At 48.1% G+C, this 21,695-nt stretch carries 24 protein-coding genes and 1 riboswitch; of the genes, 11 read left to right on the top strand and 13 right to left on the bottom strand.

Annotation, left to right across the window (positions count from 1 at the left end; all coding sequences use genetic code 11):
- Positions 1-328: 328 nt before the first annotated feature.
- Together J3999_RS03515 and J3999_RS03510 are read left to right on the top strand one after the other, a co-directional pair.
- The gene (locus J3999_RS03515; protein WP_208126592.1) at positions 329-622 is read left to right on the top strand and encodes a hypothetical protein; all 294 of its coding nucleotides are present in this window, start codon (positions 329-331) and stop codon (positions 620-622) included.
- A 231-nt stretch (positions 623-853) separates the two neighbouring features.
- The gene (locus tag J3999_RS03510; RefSeq protein ID WP_173284408.1) at positions 854-1,174 is read left to right on the top strand and encodes a hypothetical protein; all 321 of its coding nucleotides are present in this window, start codon (positions 854-856) and stop codon (positions 1,172-1,174) included.
- A 17-nt stretch (positions 1,175-1,191) separates the two neighbouring features.
- Here J3999_RS03510 and J3999_RS03505 read toward each other — a convergent pair whose 3' ends face one another.
- Together J3999_RS03505 and J3999_RS03500 are read right to left on the bottom strand one after the other, a co-directional pair.
- On the bottom strand, positions 1,192-2,112 hold the full coding sequence (locus J3999_RS03505; protein WP_208126591.1) for a LysR family transcriptional regulator: 921 nt from the start codon (positions 2,110-2,112) through the stop codon (positions 1,192-1,194).
- Between the two features lies 1 nt (position 2,113).
- Positions 2,114-2,722, bottom strand: a complete 609-nt coding sequence (locus tag J3999_RS03500; RefSeq protein WP_371811850.1) for a class I SAM-dependent methyltransferase — start codon at positions 2,720-2,722, stop codon at positions 2,114-2,116.
- 164 nt (positions 2,723-2,886) lie between these two features.
- Between J3999_RS03500 and J3999_RS03495 the strand changes: the two genes are divergently transcribed.
- On the top strand, positions 2,887-3,501 hold the full coding sequence (locus tag J3999_RS03495) for an FMN-dependent NADH-azoreductase (RefSeq protein ID WP_208126590.1): 615 nt from the start codon (positions 2,887-2,889) through the stop codon (positions 3,499-3,501).
- Entirely contained in the window at positions 3,494-4,339 is an 846-nt protein-coding gene (locus J3999_RS03490) for a pirin family protein (protein WP_208126589.1), read from the top strand. The genes J3999_RS03495 and J3999_RS03490 overlap by 8 nt, the downstream gene beginning before the upstream one ends.
- A 175-nt stretch (positions 4,340-4,514) precedes the next feature.
- On the opposite strand, the gene J3999_RS03485 is transcribed toward J3999_RS03490, so the two are convergent.
- The 6 genes from J3999_RS03485 to J3999_RS03460 form a co-directional block, all read right to left on the bottom strand.
- Positions 4,515-5,231 carry a c-type cytochrome gene (locus tag J3999_RS03485; RefSeq protein ID WP_208126588.1) on the bottom strand — a complete coding sequence of 239 codons (717 nt, stop codon included), beginning with the start codon at positions 5,229-5,231 and terminating at the stop codon, positions 4,515-4,517.
- 18 nt (positions 5,232-5,249) lie between these two features.
- Positions 5,250-6,548: an FAD-dependent oxidoreductase gene (locus J3999_RS03480; RefSeq protein ID WP_208126587.1), complete on the bottom strand. Its 1,299-nt coding sequence runs from the start codon at positions 6,546-6,548 to the stop codon at positions 5,250-5,252.
- A complete protein-coding gene (locus J3999_RS03475; RefSeq protein WP_173284414.1) occupies positions 6,548-6,934 on the bottom strand; it encodes a hypothetical protein in 387 nt (128 codons plus the stop codon). Before J3999_RS03475 ends, J3999_RS03480 begins: the two co-directional genes overlap by 1 nt.
- A 12-nt stretch (positions 6,935-6,946) precedes the next feature.
- On the bottom strand, positions 6,947-8,194 hold the full coding sequence (locus J3999_RS03470) for a hypothetical protein (RefSeq protein ID WP_208126586.1): 1,248 nt from the start codon (positions 8,192-8,194) through the stop codon (positions 6,947-6,949).
- Positions 8,194-9,648 (bottom strand): cytochrome c, encoded by a 1,455-nt coding sequence (locus J3999_RS03465; protein WP_208126585.1) that lies wholly within the window; start codon positions 9,646-9,648, stop codon positions 8,194-8,196. Before J3999_RS03465 ends, J3999_RS03470 begins: the two co-directional genes overlap by 1 nt.
- Before the next feature lie 367 nt (positions 9,649-10,015).
- Positions 10,016-10,663 carry a protein-L-isoaspartate O-methyltransferase gene (locus J3999_RS03460; protein WP_208126584.1) on the bottom strand — a complete coding sequence of 216 codons (648 nt, stop codon included), beginning with the start codon at positions 10,661-10,663 and terminating at the stop codon, positions 10,016-10,018.
- A gap of 248 nt (positions 10,664-10,911) precedes the next feature.
- On the opposite strand from J3999_RS03460, the gene J3999_RS03455 reads away from it, so the two are divergent.
- Positions 10,912-11,892 carry a hypothetical protein gene (locus tag J3999_RS03455; protein ID WP_208126583.1) on the top strand — a complete coding sequence of 327 codons (981 nt, stop codon included), beginning with the start codon at positions 10,912-10,914 and terminating at the stop codon, positions 11,890-11,892.
- Positions 11,893-11,902: 10 nt separating this feature from the next.
- On the opposite strand, the gene pnuC is transcribed toward J3999_RS03455, so the two are convergent.
- From pnuC to J3999_RS03430, 5 genes are read right to left on the bottom strand one after another with little or no spacing between them, the layout of a single operon-like run.
- Positions 11,903-12,538, bottom strand: coding sequence for a nicotinamide riboside transporter PnuC (pnuC, locus tag J3999_RS03450; RefSeq protein WP_208126582.1), 636 nt, complete (start codon positions 12,536-12,538; stop codon positions 11,903-11,905).
- On the bottom strand, positions 12,528-12,794 hold the full coding sequence (locus J3999_RS03445; protein WP_208126581.1) for a YkoF family thiamine/hydroxymethylpyrimidine-binding protein: 267 nt from the start codon (positions 12,792-12,794) through the stop codon (positions 12,528-12,530). The genes pnuC and J3999_RS03445 overlap by 11 nt, the downstream gene beginning before the upstream one ends.
- A gap of 14 nt (positions 12,795-12,808) precedes the next feature.
- Positions 12,809-13,441: a class I SAM-dependent methyltransferase gene (locus tag J3999_RS03440; protein ID WP_208126580.1), complete on the bottom strand. Its 633-nt coding sequence runs from the start codon at positions 13,439-13,441 to the stop codon at positions 12,809-12,811.
- A 12-nt stretch (positions 13,442-13,453) separates the two neighbouring features.
- On the bottom strand, positions 13,454-13,702 hold the full coding sequence (locus tag J3999_RS03435) for a hypothetical protein (RefSeq protein ID WP_208126579.1): 249 nt from the start codon (positions 13,700-13,702) through the stop codon (positions 13,454-13,456).
- 59 nt (positions 13,703-13,761) lie between these two features.
- The gene (locus J3999_RS03430; protein WP_208126578.1) at positions 13,762-15,783 is read right to left on the bottom strand and encodes a TonB-dependent receptor; all 2,022 of its coding nucleotides are present in this window, start codon (positions 15,781-15,783) and stop codon (positions 13,762-13,764) included.
- Between the two features lie 80 nt (positions 15,784-15,863).
- A riboswitch (TPP riboswitch) is annotated at positions 15,864-15,977 on the bottom strand.
- A gap of 175 nt (positions 15,978-16,152) precedes the next feature.
- Here J3999_RS03430 and J3999_RS03425 point away from each other — a divergent pair.
- The 6 genes from J3999_RS03425 to pheS all read left to right on the top strand — a co-directional run bounded on the left by J3999_RS03425 (position 16,153) and on the right by pheS (position 21,694).
- The gene (locus tag J3999_RS03425; RefSeq protein WP_208126577.1) at positions 16,153-17,031 is read left to right on the top strand and encodes an HDOD domain-containing protein; all 879 of its coding nucleotides are present in this window, start codon (positions 16,153-16,155) and stop codon (positions 17,029-17,031) included.
- A 204-nt stretch (positions 17,032-17,235) separates the two neighbouring features.
- Entirely contained in the window at positions 17,236-19,182 is a 1,947-nt protein-coding gene (gene thrS, locus J3999_RS03420; protein ID WP_208126576.1) for a threonine--tRNA ligase, read from the top strand.
- Between the two features lie 21 nt (positions 19,183-19,203).
- Entirely contained in the window at positions 19,204-19,755 is a 552-nt protein-coding gene (gene infC / locus J3999_RS03415; RefSeq protein WP_208126731.1) for a translation initiation factor IF-3, read from the top strand.
- Between the two features lie 174 nt (positions 19,756-19,929).
- Positions 19,930-20,127: a 50S ribosomal protein L35 gene (rpmI, locus tag J3999_RS03410; RefSeq protein ID WP_173284426.1), complete on the top strand. Its 198-nt coding sequence runs from the start codon at positions 19,930-19,932 to the stop codon at positions 20,125-20,127.
- A gap of 17 nt (positions 20,128-20,144) precedes the next feature.
- The gene (rplT, locus tag J3999_RS03405; protein WP_173284427.1) at positions 20,145-20,501 is read left to right on the top strand and encodes a 50S ribosomal protein L20; all 357 of its coding nucleotides are present in this window, start codon (positions 20,145-20,147) and stop codon (positions 20,499-20,501) included.
- A 194-nt stretch (positions 20,502-20,695) separates the two neighbouring features.
- Positions 20,696-21,694, top strand: a complete 999-nt coding sequence (gene pheS / locus J3999_RS03400) for a phenylalanine--tRNA ligase subunit alpha (RefSeq protein WP_208126575.1) — start codon at positions 20,696-20,698, stop codon at positions 21,692-21,694.
- The last annotated feature ends 1 nt before the right edge of the window (position 21,695 follow it).

Here is a 21,695-nt window from a genome sequence, read left to right as displayed (position 1 = left end):
TAATGACCGCTTTCACGAAAAAGTGAGAAGGGGGTATTTGGAACATCGATAGGATTACTATACAGAAATTTGCGCGATAAATTATTTTGATTCGAACCGTGTTTGCGGCTTGCGTCCGGCCAATCAAAGCCGGGGGAACTGATTGATCGTCGAGCTCCCGGTAAAACGGCGTGTGCTTTGTGAAGGGATGATGGAAAACGTAATAATTTTGATATTATTCAGTTGTTTTATATACATAACATTATGTTTTTGATTGAATTATCCTTTAAGGCTGATAATATTGGGTGCATATTCAGTAACACTGACAACTCCGAGGGTAATTCGATCGATGATTTTTCCTGTAAAAAAAGCCCTGCTGGCGGTATTTGCTTTTTCAATTGTCGCAGCGCCTGCCTTTGCCGCCGATATTAATGCCCCTAAACATTCATGCGTCAAACCGATGAAGCCGGCGAAGTTCGACTCCGTGACGGAATGGGGGGAGTTCAATTACGCCAAGCAAAAATATCACAAGTGCATCAGTGATTATGTCAAAGCGCAGAATGCCGCTATCGATGTCCATCAGCAGGCAGCAGCCAGTGCCATCAGAGAATGGAACAGTTTCGTACAGAATGAGCTGAATTGATTTAAATGGTGTAGTGCCATACATCTTTGAATCATGAGCGATGTGATCGAGTTGAAAGCCGGCCTTGAGCCGGCTTTTTGCTTTGCGACGAAATTCGGTTGGTCTCAATAATCCGGTTATAAAGGCGAATTTGAAAGGTGTAACAGAAAACTTCGTGGTAGACTTATCCGGCACTAAGCGGGCTATAGTTTTTTAACAACACTAAGTTGGATTTCAATTAGAGGTAAAAACATGAAGAAGAAGTTAATTCTGGCAGCTTTTTTGTCAGCGGCCACCCTGGCGGGTTCGGCGCAGGCTGACGCTACTTTTATGGTCGGAGTTTCTTATACGTTTAGTGGAGAGTTAGGCTTTACCGGAAAAATTCTTTCCAATGATAAAGAAGAAGAGGTGGTGGCGACTATAGGTGCGACCTATTACCCTTATTCTTATGGGCAACAGGTCGGGATTGATTTGGGTGGCGCTTTTACCTTTGATAATGCGGCAATCGGTGCCAGCTATGATTTGATTAAAGCGACGCCTCAGCTGAGCGCAGGTTTCGCGGATATTGATTAAGATCCTTTTGGCGTAAATTAAGCCGGCGCTTTGCCGGCTTTTTTATTTCCCAGCCGCTCTTGCAGAAAGTCGAGAAAAGCACGGGTTTTGGCGGGCACGTATTCGCGGTTAGGGTAAGTGCACCAGATCTGATTGTCGGCTTGCAGATAGAGAACATCGTGTTCCGGAAAAACTTCCAGTAAACGTTCGCTTTGCAGCTCTTCCTGCACCAGCCAATCCGGAAGCAGGGCGACGCCTTCCCCGGCCAGACAGAGACTCTTGGCGGCCTGTTCGTGGGTTGCCAGAAGCACTTGATTGATCCAGATGGTTTCGGTTTTTCCGCTGTGACGGTGATGAAAACGCCATTGTTTAGCTTCGGCCTTAGCTATGAAATTCAGGCATGGCAGCCGTTCAAGCGCATCGGGTTCAGAGATCGGGTGATTTTGTAAGAACTGAGGGCTGGCGCAGGCCACGAAACGTAGCGTTTTTAATGGTCTGGCGACCCAGTTTTCTTCGGAGACTTTTCCGATGCGCACGCCCATATCGATTTTTTCCTGAACCAGATCGAGACATTCGTCGGTAATCAGAAGTTCGAGTTTCAATTCCGGATGGTCTCGGCGAAACTCCGGGATAAGCGGAACGACCTGAGCTTCGGCGAAGCCCAGCGGCAAGGTGACCCGTAAAGTTCCTTTGAGTTCCTGTTTAATATCCAGAGCTTTATGTCTGGCTTGGTCGAGATGATCCAGAATGGGAAGTATCTGCTGGTAATAGGTGTCGCCCGCCTCGGTAAGATCCAGTTTACGGGTACTGCGCTGTAACAGTTTGACGCCAAGTTCTGTTTCCAATGCTTGAATGCTGCGGGAAATTGATGTGGCGTTGAGTTGGCGTTTTTCGGCTACAGCGGCAAAACTGCCAAGACGGACAACTTCGGTGAAAATTTCCAGTTGCTCAATTTGCATTTCAGTCTTCTTTGGTTGCAATCAGCTGTACTACCGCCGCCATTCCGTTGTGCAGTACGCCTTCATTCACTTCGCGTTCCAGTTCACACAGATGGCGATGTTCCAAATCGGCCAGTTCATTTTTAAGGCCTTCAAGCGTCATCATCAGTTCGACCTGAGGTGGCCCGCCAGTGGCGAAGAGCAATTGTTCGGGTCGGTAGGCTTCGAGAATAAATACGCCTTGCGGTTTAAGTGCCAGAGCGACTTTCTGATGCAGATTCAGACGCAGGGCTTCGGGCAGATGGCAGAAAATCGAGATAATGCCGTCCCAGCGGTTTGTTCCCAAGTCATAATTCGCCAAGTCGGCAACCTGGGTAGAAATCCTGACGCCTCGGGATTCTGCCAGCGCCAGAGCTTTCTGCAAACCGATTTCGGAAGCATCAACTGCAGTGACGTCAAACCCCTGTTCGGCAAGAAAGACCGCATTACGGCCTTCTCCTTCGCCTAAGCAGAGGATTTTGCCTGTACCGGTTTGCGGCAGGTGGTGTACGCTCTGTTTAAGGAAGTCGTTGGCTTCGGTTCCATATTGATACTCTTCGCTTGAATACCGTTTGTCCCATATTGTGGCCACTGCGCAAACTCCGCTAAAGGTTATTGTGTTTGGGATAATTTTACGCGAATATAAATTGCTTATTGCTGCAAATTACGCAGTATTTAGATGCGTCTAACCTGCTTTTTATTCATCTACGCTCTGTTTAGACTGAAACTGTCACCGAATTAAACAGGAGAGTGAAAATGAACAATATTATGCGCATCGATGCCAGTCTACAGCCGGTTGAACAGTCCAGTTCAAAACAGTTGGGAGATTTTTTGACGGCTTATCTTGCTCCGAAGGAACTTAATCATCTGGATTTGGCGCAATCCTCTATTCGGCCGATTGATTCCGAATATCTTGCGGCGGCGTTCAACCCAGAACCGACACCGGAACAACTGGATCTTTTGAGTCTTTCGGACCGCTTGATTGAACAGCTCAAGGCGGCGGATGCCGTCATCATTACGGCGCCTATGTATAATTTCGGGGTGCCAGCCAATTTAAAAAGCTTTTTTGATCAGGTGCTTAGAGCCGGAAAGACCTTCCGCTATACTGAACAGGGACCGCAAGGACTAGTCGAGGATAAACCGGTCTTTATTATTCTGAGTTCCGGCGGAGATTATCGACAGGGCGAAGCGCAGACGATGAATTATCTTGACGGGCATTTGAAAACCATGCTGAATTTTATCGGTTTGAAAGAGCTGTATTTTATTCATGCCGCCGGTCTGGCTCAAGGCGATGCAGAGCAGATCGTTCAGCAGGCGAAAGACGATATCCTGACGGTTTTGCCGCAATTAAGGAGGGAACAGCATGCTTAGAAAAATTCGACAAGTGACTCTGGCTCGACCAGCGATGGACGGCGAGGGTGTCGCTTTGCAGCGTAATGCATTATTCGACGGGCGTCTGGATCCGTTTTTAATGTTAGATGAGCTAAAGGCTTCTCCACAGGATGACGTCGGCGCTTTTCCGGTGCATCCGCATAGAGGAATTCAGACTTTGAGTTATCTTATCGACGGCGGTATGGCGCATAAAGATTCGATGGGTAATGCTTCTGAAGTCCTGTCCGGAGGTTTGCAGTGGATGCATACCGGACAGGGGATCGAACATGCGGAAATCCCGAAAGTCGATGCGAACGGGCTTTGGGGTTTTCAGTTCTGGTTGAATGTACCGCGTGAAGAGAAATATCAGGCGCCGCAGTATCAGGATATGGACGCGTCGCGTCTGCCATGGCTACAGCTTGACGATCTGGCGGTCAAAGTCGTTGCCGGAAACTGGCAGTTCAACGGTCAGGAATATCGTTCTGAATTTCAAAAGCTCAGTGGCAACGCCGCTTTGGCGGATTTGAAATGGCAGGGGGCGGCAACGCTTTCGGTCACGGCAAATGAAGCCAGTCTGGCATTGTATGTGATTGGTGGTAAAGTGCTGGTTAACGGTGACAGTGAAATCCCTGCGGGGCAGTTGGTGCAGTTTTCCGATGTTGTTGCCGGTGACGGCGAAATAAGCCTTTCGGGAGAAGCTTCCAGCCGGGCCTTGCTTTTCAAAGGGAAGCCGGTCGGTGAGCCGATTGTCCATCGCGGGCCTTTCGTCATGACCAGTAATCAGGAGATCGAGGAGACGTTGCAGGCTTACCGGGACGGTACTCTGGTTAAATCCTGAAACACCGTATATCCAGAAATAAAAAAAAGCACCTGAGGAAATATTCCAAAGGTGCTTTTTTGTAAGTTGCCGAGGGTAACTTAGTTAACCACGGTAATAGTGCTTAATAACCACATGAGTGCTACGGAGCCAAAAGTCAGGATTAGCCCCCAAATAATTGCTGTTTTACCATTCATTATTCCACTCCTCTTGGTTTAAGCTGTGCGTAGTAATCAGCCAGTCCCTGAATTTCTTCATCCGTCAGGTCTTTGGCAAACTGCGCCATGCCCGAAACCACGTCGTTATGACGTGAACCGTCACGGTAAGCTTCCATGTAGCGTACAAACATGCGTGGGCTCAGATTGGTCAGGGCAGGCGTTTCGTTCAAGCCGCCTTCACCGTGAGCACCGTGACATGAAGCACATGGAACGATCATACGTGAGTTGTCGCCTTTGTTTGCCAAGCGAACAATGCCCGGCTCTACTTCGGTGTCTTTAGTCACATAGTTTGCATAAGGCAGAGGTTGCGCCGCATAGTAAGCCGCCATGTCCGCCATCTGCTGATCGCTATAGATCTGCATCAGGTGAACCATGACATCCGATTTATGATCGACATTGAAACGGCCTGATTTATAGTCTTTCAACATTTTGTAGGTATAAACCGGGTTCTGTCCCGCAAGACTTGGCGTCGCCTGAGTCATGTTTTTACCTTCAACGCCGTGACAGGTATAGCAGTAACCCTGTTCGACCAGTTTTTGACCGGCTTCAACACTGCCTTCAGGCATCTGGTTTTTCGTATCCAACCACTCTTTCATTGTCCAAGGTTCCGACTGTGGACCATGTCCACTCGCAAATGCCGTACTGACACTTAGAACACTTAATCCAGTGGCGATTAATAAAGCTTTAATTTTCATGAATCGTCTCCTGTACCATTATTCAAAGATGTCGCGACGGAAAGCGCGCTGCCAGTTCATGGCCAGTGATGCACGGATGTGGTGAAGTGCATCGTTGTCTAGTTCAGTCGACTGGTGTCCATACTGTTTGATAATCTTGCCGTCCTTAACACGGAAAGTATCGGTAATGGTCATACCGTAGTCTTCACCCGTCAAAGCGACACAGTTATTGGTATACAGAGGCTGAACAGGCGGCTTGCCTGCAAGCTCGTTAACAATCGATTGTGCAACCGCTTTGGCGTGGTTAGATGCCAGATAACCGGTTTTAACCATTGGCGAGGACTCGGTCGCGTCACCGACAACAAATACATCTTTATCAAGGGTGGAGCGATAATCCATAGGATCGATCGGTACCCATTCATTGCCTTGAGTCAGGCCGGTGGCATGTGCGAATTTACCCGCCGTATGCGCCGGAATGATATTGATTACATCGGCTTTGATGCGTTCACCGTCAGCGGTCACAAGCGTATTGTTCGCGGCGTCCAGTTGAGTTACCTTGCCGCCTTTTTCCATTGGAATCCACTCAATCATGGCATCTTTGGTTCCGTAACCGCGGGCTTTGGTCCAGTAGTCCAGATAGTGTTTACGGAAGGTAAAGCTGTTTTTGGAATCCAAGATCAGGATTTTTGCCGTCGGGTTATGACGTGTCAGCCACTCAGAGATGAAGCTGGCGCGCTCATAAGGTGCCGGCGGACAACGATACGGCATCGGAGGCGAGGAGATTGCAACAACACCACCTTGCGGCATAGAGTGAATCTGCTCACGCAGTTTCAGAGTCTGCGGACCGGCTTTCCATGCATGCGGGAAATCACCTTCCGCCAAGTCTTTGCTGTAACCTTCGATATCGCTGAACTTATAGTCAGGCCCCGGTGCAACAATCAGCTTGTCATAAGCGATTGTGCCGGAGTTTTTGGTCTTGACCTTTTTCGCGCTGTAATCGATGTCTGTTGCCAGATCTTCGATAACATTGACGGCGTAACGGGACTTAATGTTTTCGTAGTTCACCGTTAGTTCTTCGATCGACGTGAAGTCGTTCAAAACTTCATTTGAACCCGGGCAGAAGATATATTCTTTATTCGGTTCGATAATGGTGATCTTGACGTTCTTGTCCAAGATACGCAGATATTTAGCGGCCGAAACCCCACCGATACCGCCACCAACGATGACGATATGCGGAGCCGATTTTGACCAGGCTTCTTTTGATGCCCCGAACAGTCCTAAGCTCAGACCTGCAGCACCAAAACGCTTCATTAATTCACGGCGTGTTAGGTTATTCATTACTGGCCTCCTTTAAGGACATCTTCTTCTTTCCATGGGCGGTCTGTTTGCGCTGCGAAATAATCCGCCATGCGCTCGATTTCAGCATCCGTAAAGACTTTAGCAACGTGGTTCATAACAATGGATGGACGAACTTCGTTTTTGAAGTCCTGCATCAACTTGATAAAAACATCACGAGGAATCCCTGCTAGAGGTGGCATGGATTCATCATAGAAACGTCCAAGCGTACCGTGACAGGCTGAACAGTTGTCGCCCAGCATTTTTCCAGGAATCTGTGGATCACTTGCAAATTCTTCCGGGGGAATCAGTGCTCCAGAAGCCTGGGCTGATGTCACACCGAAGAATGCTGAAGCAGTGATGAGTCCGATCATTAGCGATTTTTTCATGTATTTGCTCCTTTATTGTGCCCAGACGTAGAAACCGACTACGAAGAACTGAACGATCCATAGTGCTACGATCCAGATAGAAAGGGTACCCAGTTTGTTAACCGTTGCACCTGGTGTATAGACGCCGACGGTCTGTCCGGATTTCCATGCGATGGTCAGGAAGTAGCTAAGTACAACACCGCCAACGATCGCGAAAGTCAGGAAGAACAGGCCGGTGGAATACCAGTCCATAACAATCTTGTAGTCCATGAAGTTGTAGTTAAAGAAGCCGTTAAGAATGTCGTAACGAAGCATCTCGCGGGAGATTGCGACAATAAGGCCGATAACCAGCGCCATAGGTAGAGCCATGTAGCTGCAGAATCGCGCTTCGCCTTTCAGACGCAGTTGAGCCCATAGTGCGTAACCGATTACGGCAACGCCACCCAGGATGCCCCATACAGAAGTTGCGAAGTTACCTGCTGTTTCAGGCAGTGTCGCCATCCATGCAACATACAGAACCGTTGAGATAACAGAACCGACTTTGATCCATTTTTTACCGACTTCAGCGGCCCAGTTCAGGTAGTCGTGATCGGCATCTTCACGAACCGACTTAAAGCGACGGTAAGTAACCAGCATTGCTCCTGTTACCGGAATTGCCATGCTGATGAAGAACGCATAACGCCAGATATTGTAGGCATGCAGTTGGGTACCGGAATAGTCCAGTTTACCGTTTTGCATGTACCACTCTTTCCACAGTTCAGGGTGCAGGATCTGCGAAGTCAGGCTGTGCATAATGAAACCGACGACCAACATCAGAATCAGGCTGGTAATCATCGACCAGCGAGATTTAGGTTGAAGCGTTTTATCCTGGTTTTTACCGTTCTGGAAATAGTAGTAGTACATTGCCCAGTAGGCCAGAATCAGAATAACGATAAAGGCGATAACCCAGTCTGCAGACAGTACGTTTGAGGTGTACCAGTGCGGATCGTAGACAACCTGAACAAACAGCAGGGGTGCAACACCGACGACGATGGCAACGGAAACCGATACTTTCGAGATTTCCAGCATAGCTGCACCCAGGCGACGCCAGTATGCATTGTTATTGAAAGCGCCATATAGCGTAATGGCAGAGGTTCCCAGCATTAACTGCACAAACAGAATATGCAGGGCAAAGGTTAGAACACCTAGACCGATAAAGATAATCGGAAAGGTCGGGATCCCTGCAGGGTTGCGCAGGGCATACATCATCTCAGTAACTTGAGCGACTTGTTGAGCATCCATTATTTGCCCTCCTGTAGATCAACGGCAGCAACTTTGTCTTGAGCTTTTTGCTCGGCCAGAGCGCGTTCGCGTTGTTCAATTTCAGTATCGATAGCTGCGGTTACTGCCGCTTGACCACCGTCATTGTTCAGTACCAGATAGGCGGCTAAAGCTTCCGCTTCGGAATCCAGCATCGGCATTTTCGGCATATAAGCGATATTACCGGTTGTCAGAACACCTTTAACGTACTGTGCAACACGTTCCTGAGATACGCCTTCAGGGAAGTAGCGGTGTAACGGACGAATACCGGTTTCGCTTGGAGAGTGACAGTTCGAGCAGTAGGTCATCGCGATGAATTCACCTGCCTGAATCATATTGCCGTTGTTCACTTCTTTCAGGTGGTCAGGGGTAAATGGATGTGCTTTCAGAATACCGACTTTCTCGATTGTCGGAAGCTGAGATTTGATATCCATACCTGGAACGTCTTTACCGATTACCTGGTTTGAGTACACATATTGACCAGCGACCCAAGGCTTACGCATAGATTCACGTGCGGTCTCTTCAGGCCATAGACCTGCGACCAGGATAATGATAGTCATCGCGCCGGCAAAACCTTGAACGATCATTTGCGGACGAAGCATGGTGATAATGAAATAAGCAAGCGTACCGGCAAGCACAATCATGATGCTTGGTACGAAGTAATCCGGCAGACGGTTTTCCATAACCAGTAGTGCCTGATCCGGAACGGAAGTCAGATACCACTGGAACATCGCGGCACCGATCAGGGTTGAGATAATCCCCAGCCAACCCAGTTTACGCGCCATCTCTTTCTTGAAAGCAGGGTCTTTGATGCCGGCAATGACGATACCACCGACAACTGCTGTCATGGTGAACATGAATGCCATACGCATACCCAGTTGTGCGAAGGTGTTAGTGCCGTAGAAACCGTTCAGATAACCGCCGTCTGCGAACCATTGTTCTTTACCAGGTACCATCATGAACGACAGGATACCGACGATAATCAACATGGTTGCCAGTGACGCCATACCGAAAATCACGGAGATTTTCATGTGCGTGCGTTTGTCGACGCGGCCAACCAGGTAAACAATCATGTAGACCCCGACAACCTCGATCACGAAGAAGACCCACTCAGTCGCCCATTTCCATACAAATGAGTGAATTAGAGCGCCGATTCCGTTCGGGCTGGCGACGGTTGTAGAGTACCAGATCCCCGGACCGGTAATGGAACCGGCAACATAGGTGAAGACCAGTAAGAAAAGACCGTATTTCTTAACGAAGTCCAGAAGGTCTTCACGGTCTTCGCGGTAGGCTTTATGAGAAAGATAAGCGAAGAGCATGGCTGCGCCAACAGAAGTGTGGGAGGCCAGTACGTGGAAAGTTGCAATCAATGCAACAACCCAACCGGATCCCACTGTTGGTTCATACCAAGTCGGATAGAGGCTAATCAAGTCCATGATATTTATCCTTGAGTCAAAGTTTACAATTTAGTGCAAAGTGCACTATTGAGGAGGCTATTGTAAAAGTGCTGTACCTAGTTTTTAAAACTAAAAAGTTTTATTGATGCGCATATAAGTAAACTTATATGGTAGGCATTACTTACGTAAATGCGTAAAATTACGACACTTTAAGGCCTGAGTTTAGACAAAAGTATCTGATTTATGCAATACAGGAAGAGAGAGTAATTGAGTTGTTGCGAATAAATCGGAGAGAAACCTGTGTCAGGTCAAAAAAAAAGGTATTTTTTAAGGGTTTTTGCTAAGTAAATTTAGTTTACTTGGCAAAAGACCCCGGTTTATCAGGGTCTTTTTGCGAGGAAGGCGTTTAGAAATTAAAAGATTTTTTCGGCTGGCTGTTGCTTAAATATTGCATATCCGTTTCGAAAAGCGATTCCGTGTTGAACTGGTTGTCGCTGACACGGGTAATGACAACGGCTTCCATCGCTGGAGATTTACCGCTGATAACAGCCAGACGACCGCCGATATTCAGTTTCTGTTTGAAGGTTTCCGGAACCTCTGCAACCGCACCGGTTAAAACAATGACATCGTATTGTTTGTTGTCGGCCCAGTCCTGACTGGCGTCGCCGATATGGAAATTGATGTTGTCGAATTCTTTAAGACGGGTCTTTGCGGTTTCCTGCAGTGATTTATGCAGTTCAACGGTGGTGACTTCTCGGCCCAGAGAGGCCAGAAGAGCGGTCAGGTAACCGCTGCCGGTACCAATTTCCAGAATTCTGTCGTCTTCATTGATTTCAAGGGCTTGAAGAATTTTTCCTTCCACTTTAGGCGCCATCATGAATTCGCCTTCGCCGATCGGAAGTTCGATGTCGCTGTAAGCCAGGGCTTGCTGCGACTCGCTGACGAAATGGTGGCGAGGAGTGTCCATCAACAGATCAAGAACTTTAGGGTCTAAGACGTCCCATGGACGGATTTGCTGTTCAACCATAAAAAAACGGGCTTGATCTAAATTCATAAGAAAGTCCTTTAAGTTACGTCGCTAGCGCTGGCTTTCAAGCGTATCCAGATTCGCTACGACCGAAAAATTTAACTGCAAGATTATAGCGAATTATTTGGATTTAATAAAAAGATTTTGCCTAAGCCGATGCCTGGCTTATTGGCAAAACGGAGAAGTTTGCGCCTGTAGGGCGTGTCTAATCGAATCGAAGTCGCAAAAAACGCTACACTATATCTCTTATTGAAATTACACCTACTTAAAGTGTCATGCCGCCTAATCTAAGTAATCCATGTTTCTCTGCCGACAAAAACGCTTTGTCTTCTCTTCGTTTACAACTGATCAATGCCGACGACAGCTGTTTGCAGGGTGCGGTTTCGGCCAGGCTGATGCCGGCACTTTTTGAAGACAGTACGCATCAGATTTGGTCGATTGCCTACCGCGATCTTAGTCAGAAAGTGCTTAAGCTGTGTCAGTGTGGCGAAGTGGAAAATGCCGGCTTCTGGAGTGCGATGCAGGCGCTGTTTGATGCCTCCTTGACCAGGGACTATCAGGCTTTGGCGGGGGCGTATCGTTATTTCAGCCGTTTTTCCGTTTTTGAGGTACCGGATCTTGAGGCGATCAGCGAGTCTCAGGAAAGTCCGGTGCGCTGGATACTGACGCAGACCGTTAATGGCAAAGATCTGTGCGCTGAAACGGTTACCCGTGACATCTGCGCTCAGTTGGCCGCGCACTTGGATTCGATGCACGCCGAGACGGGAAAGGGGGTGTCTTATTTGGCCGGAGCGCTTGACCAAAGCGAACTGCTACCAGGCCGGGTATTGGATGTTTCCCAGTTCAGGCAGAAGATCGAGGCATTTTTAAATCGGCATCCGCGTATTCGACAACTTCGCGAGTGTCATCCGCAGGATTTTCAGCAGATTCGACAGCAATTGCAATGTCTCGAGTGGCACAAAATTGTACCGATGCTGATCGACTTCCGCTGGGACCAGTTGAGAATTGACGAAGATGGAAGGCTGTATTTGCTGGATCTGGATGCGGCTCTGTTTGCGCCGATTGAAATGGATTGGCTGATGTTGGAGCTGGTGCTTACGCCGCAACAACTGGAATGGGTGATGGATTCCTACCGGGGGACGATTCCGCGGGTTTCACAGAGCCGCGAATTATATCGGGCACTGTTTTATGCCATGGAATTGCTGGGCGATCAGCCGTGGGCCTGGTGGGCGTCTCGGCCGATCCGCTTGCCTTAGTCGCTAAAGCTTACCTGTTGGCTAGAAGCTTCCACTCGCGATAGCCGTACAGTGCCAGTACCAGATAGAGGCCGAACATCACAATCGTGACGTAGAAGCCGCTCTCCCAGTACAGATAGATGGCTAGGGAGTCGATAACAATCCAGTACAGCCAGTTTTCAATGACTTTGCGCGCCATTAACACGGTATTCATGACCGAAAATACCGTGACAAACGCATCCAGATAAGGCAGTTGACTGTAGTTATTGGTTTGCAGGTAGATGCCGGCCAGAGCGCTCAAGGTTATGCCGATCGCAATAAACGAGAGGTGGAAAAACAGCGATTTACGATGAATGCTGACACTGTCTGCGGTTTGTTTGCTTGATGGATGCTTTTCCGAATGGTTCCAGAGCCAGAATCCATACACCGCCATAAGCAGGTAGTAGGCATTGAGCAGTGCCTGCATCGGCAGTTGACCATCCCAGAACAGAAACGTATAAATCAAGGTGCTGAAGAAGGCGCTCGGCCAAGCCCATTTACTGTTGTTAGCCGCCAGTATTACGTAGCCGATGCCTAGAGCGACGGCAAGCCACTCCCATCCGGACTGAGCCAGAAGCGCGTAGAATGCCTGTTCAAGCCAATGGGTTTCAAGTGGTTCAGCAGGCATGGATATTCGCTTTCTCGCGATCGGTTCCGATCAATTTGATCACAAAAACCGTTTCCGGAAGTTTTTGCAAAACCTGCTCGACTTCCGAGTTCATTGCACTCATGACATCGGCGTATTGACCGTAAATTTGCGTGCTCATGCTGTTACGTTGGATGGAAACCGAGTCGATTTTATCCAGCGCTTCAATAAAATCGATAATCGGTTGGCAATAATCCTCGTTAAGGGGATACATGCTGATATCAACGGAAATTTTCATAGCTTCTCCTGAGGTTACAGTGCCTTCTCTGCCTTGACGACAATGAATGTGCCTTTGTCATGTCCGGGAAGAATGTCATTGGTGTCGTGCCCGGAGGTTTCCGGAAGAACTGTTTGTACGCTTTGAATATTAGCGAAACCGGCCTGGGTCAGCATGGATTCGATTTCTTCGAAAGTGTAAAAGGTCGCGTCGCAATAGAACGGGCTTTCATGCTTGTGTTTTTCGTACACTTGTCCCAGTTCGGAATTGCGTTCCAGATAGGCGACGACAATGGAGCCGTTCTCTTTTGTCACCCGAGCCGCTTCTTTATAGGCTTTGGCCGGATCGTCCAGAAAGCAGGTCGAGGTAATAAAGGCGGCAAAATCAAACAGGCCTTCTGCAAACGGCAGGGCTTCGGCAACGCCTTCAATCATTTCCAGATCGCGTTCCTGTCTGGCGCGTTCGCGCATGGCTTTGGCCGGTTCGACGCCGGTATCGATGGCCAACGGTTTGGTGAAACGCCCGCTGCCTGCACCGATTTCGATCCCTTTACCTTGCGGCAGAAGTTGTTTGATCGCGGCGATTTCCGCCTGGTAGGCGTGCGGATTTTCGTCAAACCATTGATCGTAAGTATCCGCGTGGGATTCGTATCCTTGTGTTTTAGGCATGTTGCGTATCCTTTACTGTTCGCGACAACCGCCGGACAATTTGATAATAAAGACGCTTTTCGGCAATGCGTGAAGCGTCGTCGCGATCTCTTTCTCCAGCATGGACATAATCTCGGCATAGTCGCCGTAAACGACGGTGCTCATGCTGCCGTAAGAGATTTCCAAGTCGGTATAGGAACTCAGACGGTCGATAAACTCTTTAATCGGTTCCCGGTAAGAACTCTTAAGAGGGTAGAGACTGATATCGACGGAAACGTTCATCCGTAAACTCCTTGTAAAAAGGGCTCGAAGATTTTCTCCGAGCCCGATTTTATTATGGCTTAAAAGTAGACTCGAGCGGTCACGCCGATCTGACGCGGGCTGCCTAATCCATAGAATTTATCGTTTAAGTTATCGCCATCCATATCGAAATAGAAGCCACGCACCGCGTAGTTTTTATCGGTCAGATTTTTGCCCCACAAGTAGATTTCATAATCATCCGTTTCGTAACCGAGACGGGCATTAACCAGTTCGTAAGCGTCCGATTCAAAGTTATGAACATTGTCGAAATAGAAGCTGTCGACGGCAGTCACGTCGGCTTGCGCATAGAAACCGGTCGGGTTGCGATACTTGAAGCCAAGGTTCAGCTGATAACTCGGAGCATGAGCCTGTTCACGACCGGAAACGACATAATAGTTCGTACTGGTGCCGTCGACCTCGGTTTTAATCAGACCCAGGGAGCCGTACAGTTTCCAGTTTGCCGCGGCCTGCCAGTCAAAACTTCCTTCCAAACCATAGTTTTGCGCACGGTCAAAGTTCTCGGTATAGAAAAGCCAAGGGTCAAGATCCGTCTCCGGTGCGGTGTATCCGTCAAACTGCGCGTCGTAGCGATCCATATAGAAGGCGACCAGTGACGTTTTCAGACCGAACTGACGGTAATCGGATTTAAGTCCGATCTCATAGTTGTACAGGGTTTCGGAGTCGAACTGTTCATTTGACTCTCCGGCAAAGTCCGCATTGAAACCGCCGGCTTTAAACCCTCGGGTGACGCCGGTATAGGCGGTATGGGTATTATTGTAGCGATAGCTGTAGGTAAGATGTGCGCCCCAAAGCGTTTCGTTTGGAGTGAAGTTGTTGACCTGATTGTCGTAATCCAGCTTGTTGTGCTCGACACGCAAACCGGTGGAAATTGTGGTTTTCGGCGTGCTGTGGAAATCCAGCTGCGCAAAACCGGCCAGTTTATTATGCGTGAAATCGCTACGCGTACCGTAAGAGGTATTCTCATTCGATTCGTTTAGCGATGAGGCATAAACCCCCGACAGCCAGTCGGTAGAATCATTGAAAAGACGACTGTTTTCGGTTGATGTCCAGCGGATTTCCTGATCCAGAGTCTGGCGCTCTTTGAAGTTCTGATAGAACCAGTCCCATGCTCCGGAATCATTCCAGTCACCGTCGTAGCTTTTTTCCATTTTGCTGATGGCCAAACTGGTTTTGGACATAAAGGTGAAATTAGGGTTGGCTTGAGAAGCGACTTTCAATGACAGACCGTCTGTTTTCAGGGTGTCTTTACCCGGCTGATTGCTATAAACATCATAATCGTTGTCAGTGGCCCACATGTCGTAGCCGTTGTTGTAATTCGCGTGCAGCAGTTTCAGGTCGACGGTGGTTTTATCATCCGGGAAAAGGCGCAGGGCGGCCTTCGCGGTGAATTCGTCCTTGCCATTGGTATCGTTACGATCAAGGGTCCAGTTTTTGCGGAAGCCATCGCTCGAATGTTTGAAAAGGGAGAAGCGATATTGCGGTGCCAAGGGTTCCGAACCGAGAGGTCCGCTCTGAACCAGACCGACTTCGGTCAGATTGTCTGAGGCGCGGGACGCTTCTACCATGCCTTCTCTGTGCGCAGTCGGATCATTGCTCTCTACCAGAATCAAACCGCCGATGGCGCTCTGTCCGTAACGGACGTTCTGCGGACCTTTTAAGACTTCGACCTGTTTAACGTCAAACAGGCTGGCCGCCATTCCGATTCCGCTGTAATCGATGCCGTCGATTGCAAATCCGACACTGGCATTCGGTGCGCCGGTATATTCTTCGCGTTCACCCAGGCCGCGAATTTGAATATGGCGTGGGCGGGAGGTTTCCCCTGAAAAATTGACGTTTGGCGTTTTTAGTAGGATGTCGTCAAAATGCGTCGCACCCTGATCCTGAAGTTCGCTTTGTGTCTGAATCGCAACGCTGGCGGCAACGTCCTGCACTTCGGCATTACGAAGGTCGGCATTAACGGTAACGGTTTCCAATTCTTCGGCGGCCATCGCGCTGGCGGCCAGTGAAGAGAGCAGGGCGCTGATAAGGAGTTTCTTTTGCATCTTGTCTTTCCCAAATTATCAAGGTTGATCGGGAGACGTGTGAATGCAACTTAAAAAGACGGGAAGATTAAAGCCCCATGAACAATTTCGATTGCCATCCCTACGCCAGTATTACCCGGATCAGGTGCAAAGGGTTTATCTTGATATCTCAAGAAATCTCAGGCCGAAATAAATGGCCACCCCTAGGCATGATTTGAATTAATTAAATGTTAAACTGTTAAAAATCTGCGGTGATTTTACTCTGATTTGTGACAAAATTGAAATTTGTCTGACAAGTGTGCATTAAAGTCATGTAATGCATTATGAATTGTATCTTATGCCCCTCGCTAGTTAAAAAGTGGGGCTCATTGAGAAAGTAAAGGTCTGGTTTTGTCTGAGGCGAGTGTAACGAAAGAAATTGTTGAGCGTTTAGCTGAGCTTGGTGATCTTCCCCATGTTCCGGATGCGTTGATTAAGTTGGAAAAGCTTCTGGCGGATGATTCGCAGGCCGAGATTACCGATATCGTTAATTTGATCGCGATGGATTCTCGCCTGACGGCGGGGATTATCTTTATGGCCAATTCGGCTAAATACTCCTTGGGTTCAAAAGTAACCGATCTGTTTGAAGCGGTCATTCGTATCGGCCTGCACGATGTCAGAATGCTCGCTTACGCGATCAGTTACCAGCAGACCTTTAACCGTAAACCTCCGTTTAGTGAAGAGCGTTTTATGCAGCAGGCGATGCTCAGTGCGCTTATCGGTCACAATATCGCGTCGGCCTGTGGTCTTCGAGTCGGTGAAGGTTTTTTGTGCGGTTTGTTGAGAGACATCGGGATTTACCTGCTGGCGCTTGAAAGCCGCGAAAAGTATCAGGAAGTTTTAACCAAAGTCGATTTTAATATTCTGAAACTGGCCGTGATGGAAAACAAATATTTCGGTACCTATCACGCCTTGATGAGCGCGCGTCTTCTGCAACTTTGGAACTTCTCGCAAGAGGTGATTATGGGCGTGGCCTATCACCATATTCCGGACAAGATGAAAGGCGACTTCAAAGGTTATGCCTATCTGACCTATTTAAGCGAAGTAGGGGCATTTAAACTTGGTCTGGATAATGGAATCGGCGAAGTTCCGCCGGATAAATGGCCGTTGGTCGATCAGAAAATCAATGAGTCTCTGGCTGAATTGAAGATCGCTCAGGGCGAGTTTGAAGAGATTTTGGAAAAATCCATGACCGAATACACTCATCTAACAAGCTCGCCTTCCGCTTAAAAGCCGTCAGGCTGATTTCTGTTTCAGTCAGAATATCGCCCCTTGAAACGCTTGCAAGGGGCTGAAAGACCTGTCGATTCAGTTTTTCGTGATAGACAAATCCTATCGATTCAATATGAAATATCTTTTTCCTCAAGGTAAGAAAATGCTAATATTATGTGTTTCCAATTTTAAACGCATAATTTTATAAAGAGATTACCTTTTATGCCAATCATTACTTTACCTGACGGGTCTAAGAAAGAGTTTGATCAAGCGGTTTCGGTGATGCAGGTTGCCGAAAGCATCGGTGCCGGTCTTGCCAAAGCAACGGTAGCGGGTCGTGTTAACGGCACGCTGAAAGACGCCAGTGATTTAATCACGGAAGATGCGACGCTTGAGATCGTGACCATGAAGGATGAAGACGGCATTCACATTATGCGCCACTCCTGCGCGCACCTGTTGGGGCATGCGTTAAAACAGCTGTATCCGGATGTTAAAATGGCGATCGGTCCGGTTATCGATAACGGTTTCTACTACGACATCGATATGGAGTACAAAATTACGCCGGAAGATCTGAAAAAGATCGAAAAGCGCATGCAGGAGTTGGCTAAAACCAAATATCCGGTCATCAAAAAAATGCTTCCGCGCGACGAAGCAGTCAAGACGTTTGAAGAGCGTGGCGAAGATTATAAGCTGGAATTGATTCGTGACCTTCCGGATGAAACGCAGTTCGGTTTCTATTTCCATGAAGAGTATGTCGATATGTGTGTCGGACCGCATGTACCGAATATGTCTTTCACTAAAGCCTTCAAGCTGACCCATGTTGCCGGTGCATACTGGCGCGGGAATTCAGATAATAAAATGCTGCAGCGTATCTACGGGGTCGCTTTTGCCAATAAAGATGACTTGAAAGCCTATCTGAAAATGATGGAAGAGGCCGAAAAGCGTGATCACCGTAAACTCGGTAAAATGCTGGATCTGTTCCATGTCGACGAAGTCGCTCCGGGGATGGCTTTCTGGCATCCGAAAGGGACTACTCTATACCGCGTGGTAGAAGAGTATATGCGCAGTCAGTTGGTTGCCAACGACTACGATGAGATTCGTACGCCGTTTATTATGGATCGTTCTTTGTGGGAGAAGTCGGGGCACTGGGATAAGTTCAAAGAGAACATGTTTACTACCGCAACCGATAACCGCGACTACGCCGTTAAGCCAATGAACTGTCCGGGGCATATTCAGGTTTATAACCAGCACTTGCGTTCGTACCGCGATCTTCCGGCGCGTATCGCCGAATTCGGTACCGTACACCGTAACGAGCCGTCTGGAACTCTGCACGGTTTGATGCGTGTGCGCTCCTTTACTCAGGATGATGCGCATATCTTCTGTACACCTGAGCAGATTAAAGCCGAAGTACAAGGCTGTATCGACTTGGTTTATGAAACCTACAACGATTTCGGTTTCGATAATATCGCGGTTAAATTCTCGACCCGCCCTGAAATGCGCGTCGGTTCCGACGAAGTTTGGGATCTGGCCGAAGCGGCCCTGGAAGAGACGTTGAAAGATGCCGGTCTTGAGTATGCGTTACAGCCGGGTGAAGGGGCATTCTACGGTCCTAAGATTGAATTCCAGTTGAAAGACTGTATCGGTCGTGTCTGGCAGTGCGGAACTATTCAGCTGGACTTCTCGATGACTCAGGAAGAGCGTTTGAATGCGGTTTACGTGGATTCGGATAACGAGAAGAAGCACCCTGTGATGATTCACCGTGCGATTCTTGGTTCTCTGGAACGTTTTGTCGGTATTCTGGTCGAACATTACGAAGGCAAATTCCCGACTTGGCTGGCGCCGACCCAGGTGGTAATCGCATCGATTTCTGAAGTTCACAACGAATATGTGGCTGATTTTGCGAAAAAATTGAAAAAACATGGGTTTAGAGTCGAAACAGACTTGAGAAATGAAAAGGTTGGGTTTAAAATTCGCGAGCATACTATGCAGCGCGTTCCATACATTCTGGTTGTTGGTGATCAAGAGATGGAACAGGGCACAATCAACGTGCGCGCTCGTGGCGGTAATAACTTAGGGTCATTTGACATGGATCAAATGGTGAAATTGCTACAGGATGACGTAGCAAACCTTGGTCGAGTTGTTGAATCACCTGATGTACAAAATAATTAACTGGAGGAATTTGCTATCGCAATTCGTAGAGGTCGAGGCAGACCACAACAACCTGAAGCACCTAAAGATCGTATTAACAAAGCAATCACAGGAACACCTGAAGTAAGATTAATTGATGCCGAAGGTGAGCAAGCTGGTGTTGTATCTATTCAAGATGCTTTAGCACAGGCAGCCGATGCGGGGTTAGATTTGGTTGAAATCACTGCCAAAGCAAATCCTCCGGTTTGTAAAATCATGGACTACGGCAAGTATCTGTACCAACAACAGAAAAAGCAGCATGAAGCGAAGAAAAAGCAGAAGCAAGTCCAGGTAAAAGAAGTTAAGTTTCGCCCAGGAACTGAGGAAGGAGATTATCAGGTCAAACTACGCAACCTGGTGAAATTCTTGGAAAAAGGGGATCGCGTCAAGGTAACCATCTGGTTCCGTGGTCGTGAGATTACCCATAAGGAACTGGGATTGAAAGTATTGGAGCGCGTTCGCGAGGATATCCAGGAATTTGGTACTGTTGAACAGATGCCGAAAATGGAAGGTCGTCAAATGCAAATGATGGTCGCTCCAATCAAAAAGAAATAAGCCCTAAAAGACTTATTTCAAACACAACAGCTGGGGCGTTCGTGTAAGCGTCGCTTCCGGTGCAGCTCCCTCAGTGCTGTTCGTTGTTTCCCGGTGGCCTCCCGATTTTCGGGGGGCTGATAGAGAAATCAAGTGATGCATTAAAGCAATCACTTAAATGCGGAGTTTTATTTCATGCCAAAGATGAAATCTAACAGCAGCGCTCTTAAGCGCTTCAAGAAAACCGGTTCAGGCCGTTTTAAGTGCAAACAGTCTCACCTTCGTCACATTCTGACCAAGAAAACGACTAAGCGTAAACGTCAGCTACGTTCTGGTAGCATGATTCACGATAACGATGTGGCAATGGTTCGCCGCATGTTGCCTTACGCTTAATTAGGGGAGATTGAAAGATGGCAAGAGTTAAAAGAGGCGTAATCGCACGTCGTCGTCATAACAAAGTACTTAAACAAGCGAAAGGTTACTACGGTGCTCGTCGCAAGATCTTCCGCGTTGCTCGTCAAGCGGTGATCAAAGCTGGTCAATATGCATACCGTGACCGTCGTCAACGTAAACGTCAATTCCGTCGTCTATGGATCGCTCGTATCAACGCAGCGGCTCGTATGAACGGTATGACTTACAGCCGTTTCATCAACGGTGTGAGCAAAGCAGGTATCGAAGTAGACCGTAAGGTTCTTGCGGATATCGCGGTTCACGACGCAGCAGCATTTGCGGCGATTGCTGAAAAAGCAAAAGCGGCTCTAGCGTAAGCGTATTCTTAACTGCGCAAGCAGTTATCTAAATAGGGGGCTTAGGTCCCCTATTTTTTTCGTCTTATTTCTTTCCGAACCAATCCGTTATAAAAGAACAGATTAATCTGTTTTTGTAAGATTATCGCCGGGGATGTGCGATATAATCTGTTGTTTTATAACGAATTTTAAGCTGTTTTAGGACTCAATACATCATGCAAGAACAATTGCAATCGATTATCGCTCAAGCTAAAGAAGCGGTACAAGACGTTCAAGATTTAGGCAAACTCGACGAACTCCGTGTCCAGTTCCTGGGCAAAAAAGGTGCTTTGACCGAGATGATGAAAACACTTGGCAAGCTCTCTCCGGAAGAGCGTCCTAAGGCAGGTCAGGTGATCAACGAAGCCAAACAGACTGTTCAGGCGTTGTTGAATGAGAAAAAAAGACAGCTGGACGAAGCGAAGCTGGCTCAGCAGTTAGCGGAAGAGACCGTAGATGTTACCTTGCCGGGTCGTGGTGTCGATCTGGGCAGCCTGCATCCGGTTACCCGTACCCTGAACCGTATCGAAACGTTGTTCTCCAAAGCGGGCTTTACGGTTGAAACCGGGCCGGAAATCGAAGACAACTGGCATAACTTCGAAGCGCTGAATATTCCGGAAACGCATCCTGCACGTGCGATGCACGATACTTTCTATATCAATGAAAACACCGTGTTGCGTACACACACTTCCGGCGTTCAGATCCGTACCATGGAAAACAAGCAGCCACCATTGCGTATTATTGCGCCGGGGCGCGTTTACCGCTGTGACTCCGATCAAACGCACACGCCGATGTTCCATCAGGTCGAAGGCCTGATTGTCGAAAAAAATGCCAGCTTTGCACAGCTGCGCAGTCTTCTGATTCAGTTCCTGCGTGAATTTTTCGAAGATGAAAACCTGCAGACGCGCTTTAGACCGTCTTATTTCCCGTTCACCGAACCATCGGCCGAAGTGGATATTTCCACGGATCTGTTTGGCGAAGGTCGCTGGCTGGAAGTACTTGGTTGCGGAATGGTGCACCCGAAAGTACTGGAAAACGTCGGTATCGATCCGAATGAATACACCGGTCTGGCTTTTGGCCTGGGTGTCGAGCGTCTGGCGATGCTGCGTTATAACGTCAAAGACTTGCGTCAGTTCTTCGAGAACGACCTGCGTTTCCTGAAACAATTTAAATAAT

Source organism: Thiomicrorhabdus sp. 6S3-12 (assembly GCF_017571475.1).
Taxonomy (GTDB): Bacteria; Pseudomonadota; Gammaproteobacteria; order Thiomicrospirales; family Thiomicrospiraceae; genus Thiomicrorhabdus.
Note: the sequence above shows the minus strand (reverse complement) of the source record. Positions and strands in the feature narration are given on the sequence as shown.

What these genes read in the sequence shown, in the direction of transcription:
- J3999_RS03440 (WP_208126580.1), bottom strand. Translation starts at nt 13,441, where the DNA reads ATGCCTAAAACACAAGGATACGAATCCCACGCGGATACTTACGATCAA.
- J3999_RS03485 (WP_208126588.1), bottom strand. Translation starts at nt 5,231, where the DNA reads ATGAAAATTAAAGCTTTATTAATCGCCACTGGATTAAGTGTTCTAAGT.
- J3999_RS03490 (WP_208126589.1), top strand. Translation starts at nt 3,494, where the DNA reads ATGCTTAGAAAAATTCGACAAGTGACTCTGGCTCGACCAGCGATGGAC.
- thrS (WP_208126576.1), top strand. Translation starts at nt 17,236, where the DNA reads ATGCCAATCATTACTTTACCTGACGGGTCTAAGAAAGAGTTTGATCAA.
- J3999_RS03470 (WP_208126586.1), bottom strand. Translation starts at nt 8,194, where the DNA reads ATGGATGCTCAACAAGTCGCTCAAGTTACTGAGATGATGTATGCCCTG.
- pheS (WP_208126575.1), top strand. Translation starts at nt 20,696, where the DNA reads ATGCAAGAACAATTGCAATCGATTATCGCTCAAGCTAAAGAAGCGGTA.
- rpmI (WP_173284426.1), top strand. Translation starts at nt 19,930, where the DNA reads ATGCCAAAGATGAAATCTAACAGCAGCGCTCTTAAGCGCTTCAAGAAA.
- rplT (WP_173284427.1), top strand. Translation starts at nt 20,145, where the DNA reads ATGGCAAGAGTTAAAAGAGGCGTAATCGCACGTCGTCGTCATAACAAA.
- pnuC (WP_208126582.1), bottom strand. Translation starts at nt 12,538, where the DNA reads ATGCCTGCTGAACCACTTGAAACCCATTGGCTTGAACAGGCATTCTAC.
- J3999_RS03495 (WP_208126590.1), top strand. Translation starts at nt 2,887, where the DNA reads ATGAACAATATTATGCGCATCGATGCCAGTCTACAGCCGGTTGAACAG.
- J3999_RS03515 (WP_208126592.1), top strand. Translation starts at nt 329, where the DNA reads ATGATTTTTCCTGTAAAAAAAGCCCTGCTGGCGGTATTTGCTTTTTCA.
- J3999_RS03430 (WP_208126578.1), bottom strand. Translation starts at nt 15,783, where the DNA reads ATGCAAAAGAAACTCCTTATCAGCGCCCTGCTCTCTTCACTGGCCGCC.
- J3999_RS03465 (WP_208126585.1), bottom strand. Translation starts at nt 9,648, where the DNA reads ATGGACTTGATTAGCCTCTATCCGACTTGGTATGAACCAACAGTGGGA.
- J3999_RS03460 (WP_208126584.1), bottom strand. Translation starts at nt 10,663, where the DNA reads ATGAATTTAGATCAAGCCCGTTTTTTTATGGTTGAACAGCAAATCCGT.
- J3999_RS03455 (WP_208126583.1), top strand. Translation starts at nt 10,912, where the DNA reads ATGCCGCCTAATCTAAGTAATCCATGTTTCTCTGCCGACAAAAACGCT.
- J3999_RS03505 (WP_208126591.1), bottom strand. Translation starts at nt 2,112, where the DNA reads ATGCAAATTGAGCAACTGGAAATTTTCACCGAAGTTGTCCGTCTTGGC.
- J3999_RS03445 (WP_208126581.1), bottom strand. Translation starts at nt 12,794, where the DNA reads ATGAAAATTTCCGTTGATATCAGCATGTATCCCCTTAACGAGGATTAT.
- J3999_RS03435 (WP_208126579.1), bottom strand. Translation starts at nt 13,702, where the DNA reads ATGAACGTTTCCGTCGATATCAGTCTCTACCCTCTTAAGAGTTCTTAC.
- J3999_RS03475 (WP_173284414.1), bottom strand. Translation starts at nt 6,934, where the DNA reads ATGAAAAAATCGCTAATGATCGGACTCATCACTGCTTCAGCATTCTTC.
- J3999_RS03480 (WP_208126587.1), bottom strand. Translation starts at nt 6,548, where the DNA reads ATGAATAACCTAACACGCCGTGAATTAATGAAGCGTTTTGGTGCTGCA.
- J3999_RS03510 (WP_173284408.1), top strand. Translation starts at nt 854, where the DNA reads ATGAAGAAGAAGTTAATTCTGGCAGCTTTTTTGTCAGCGGCCACCCTG.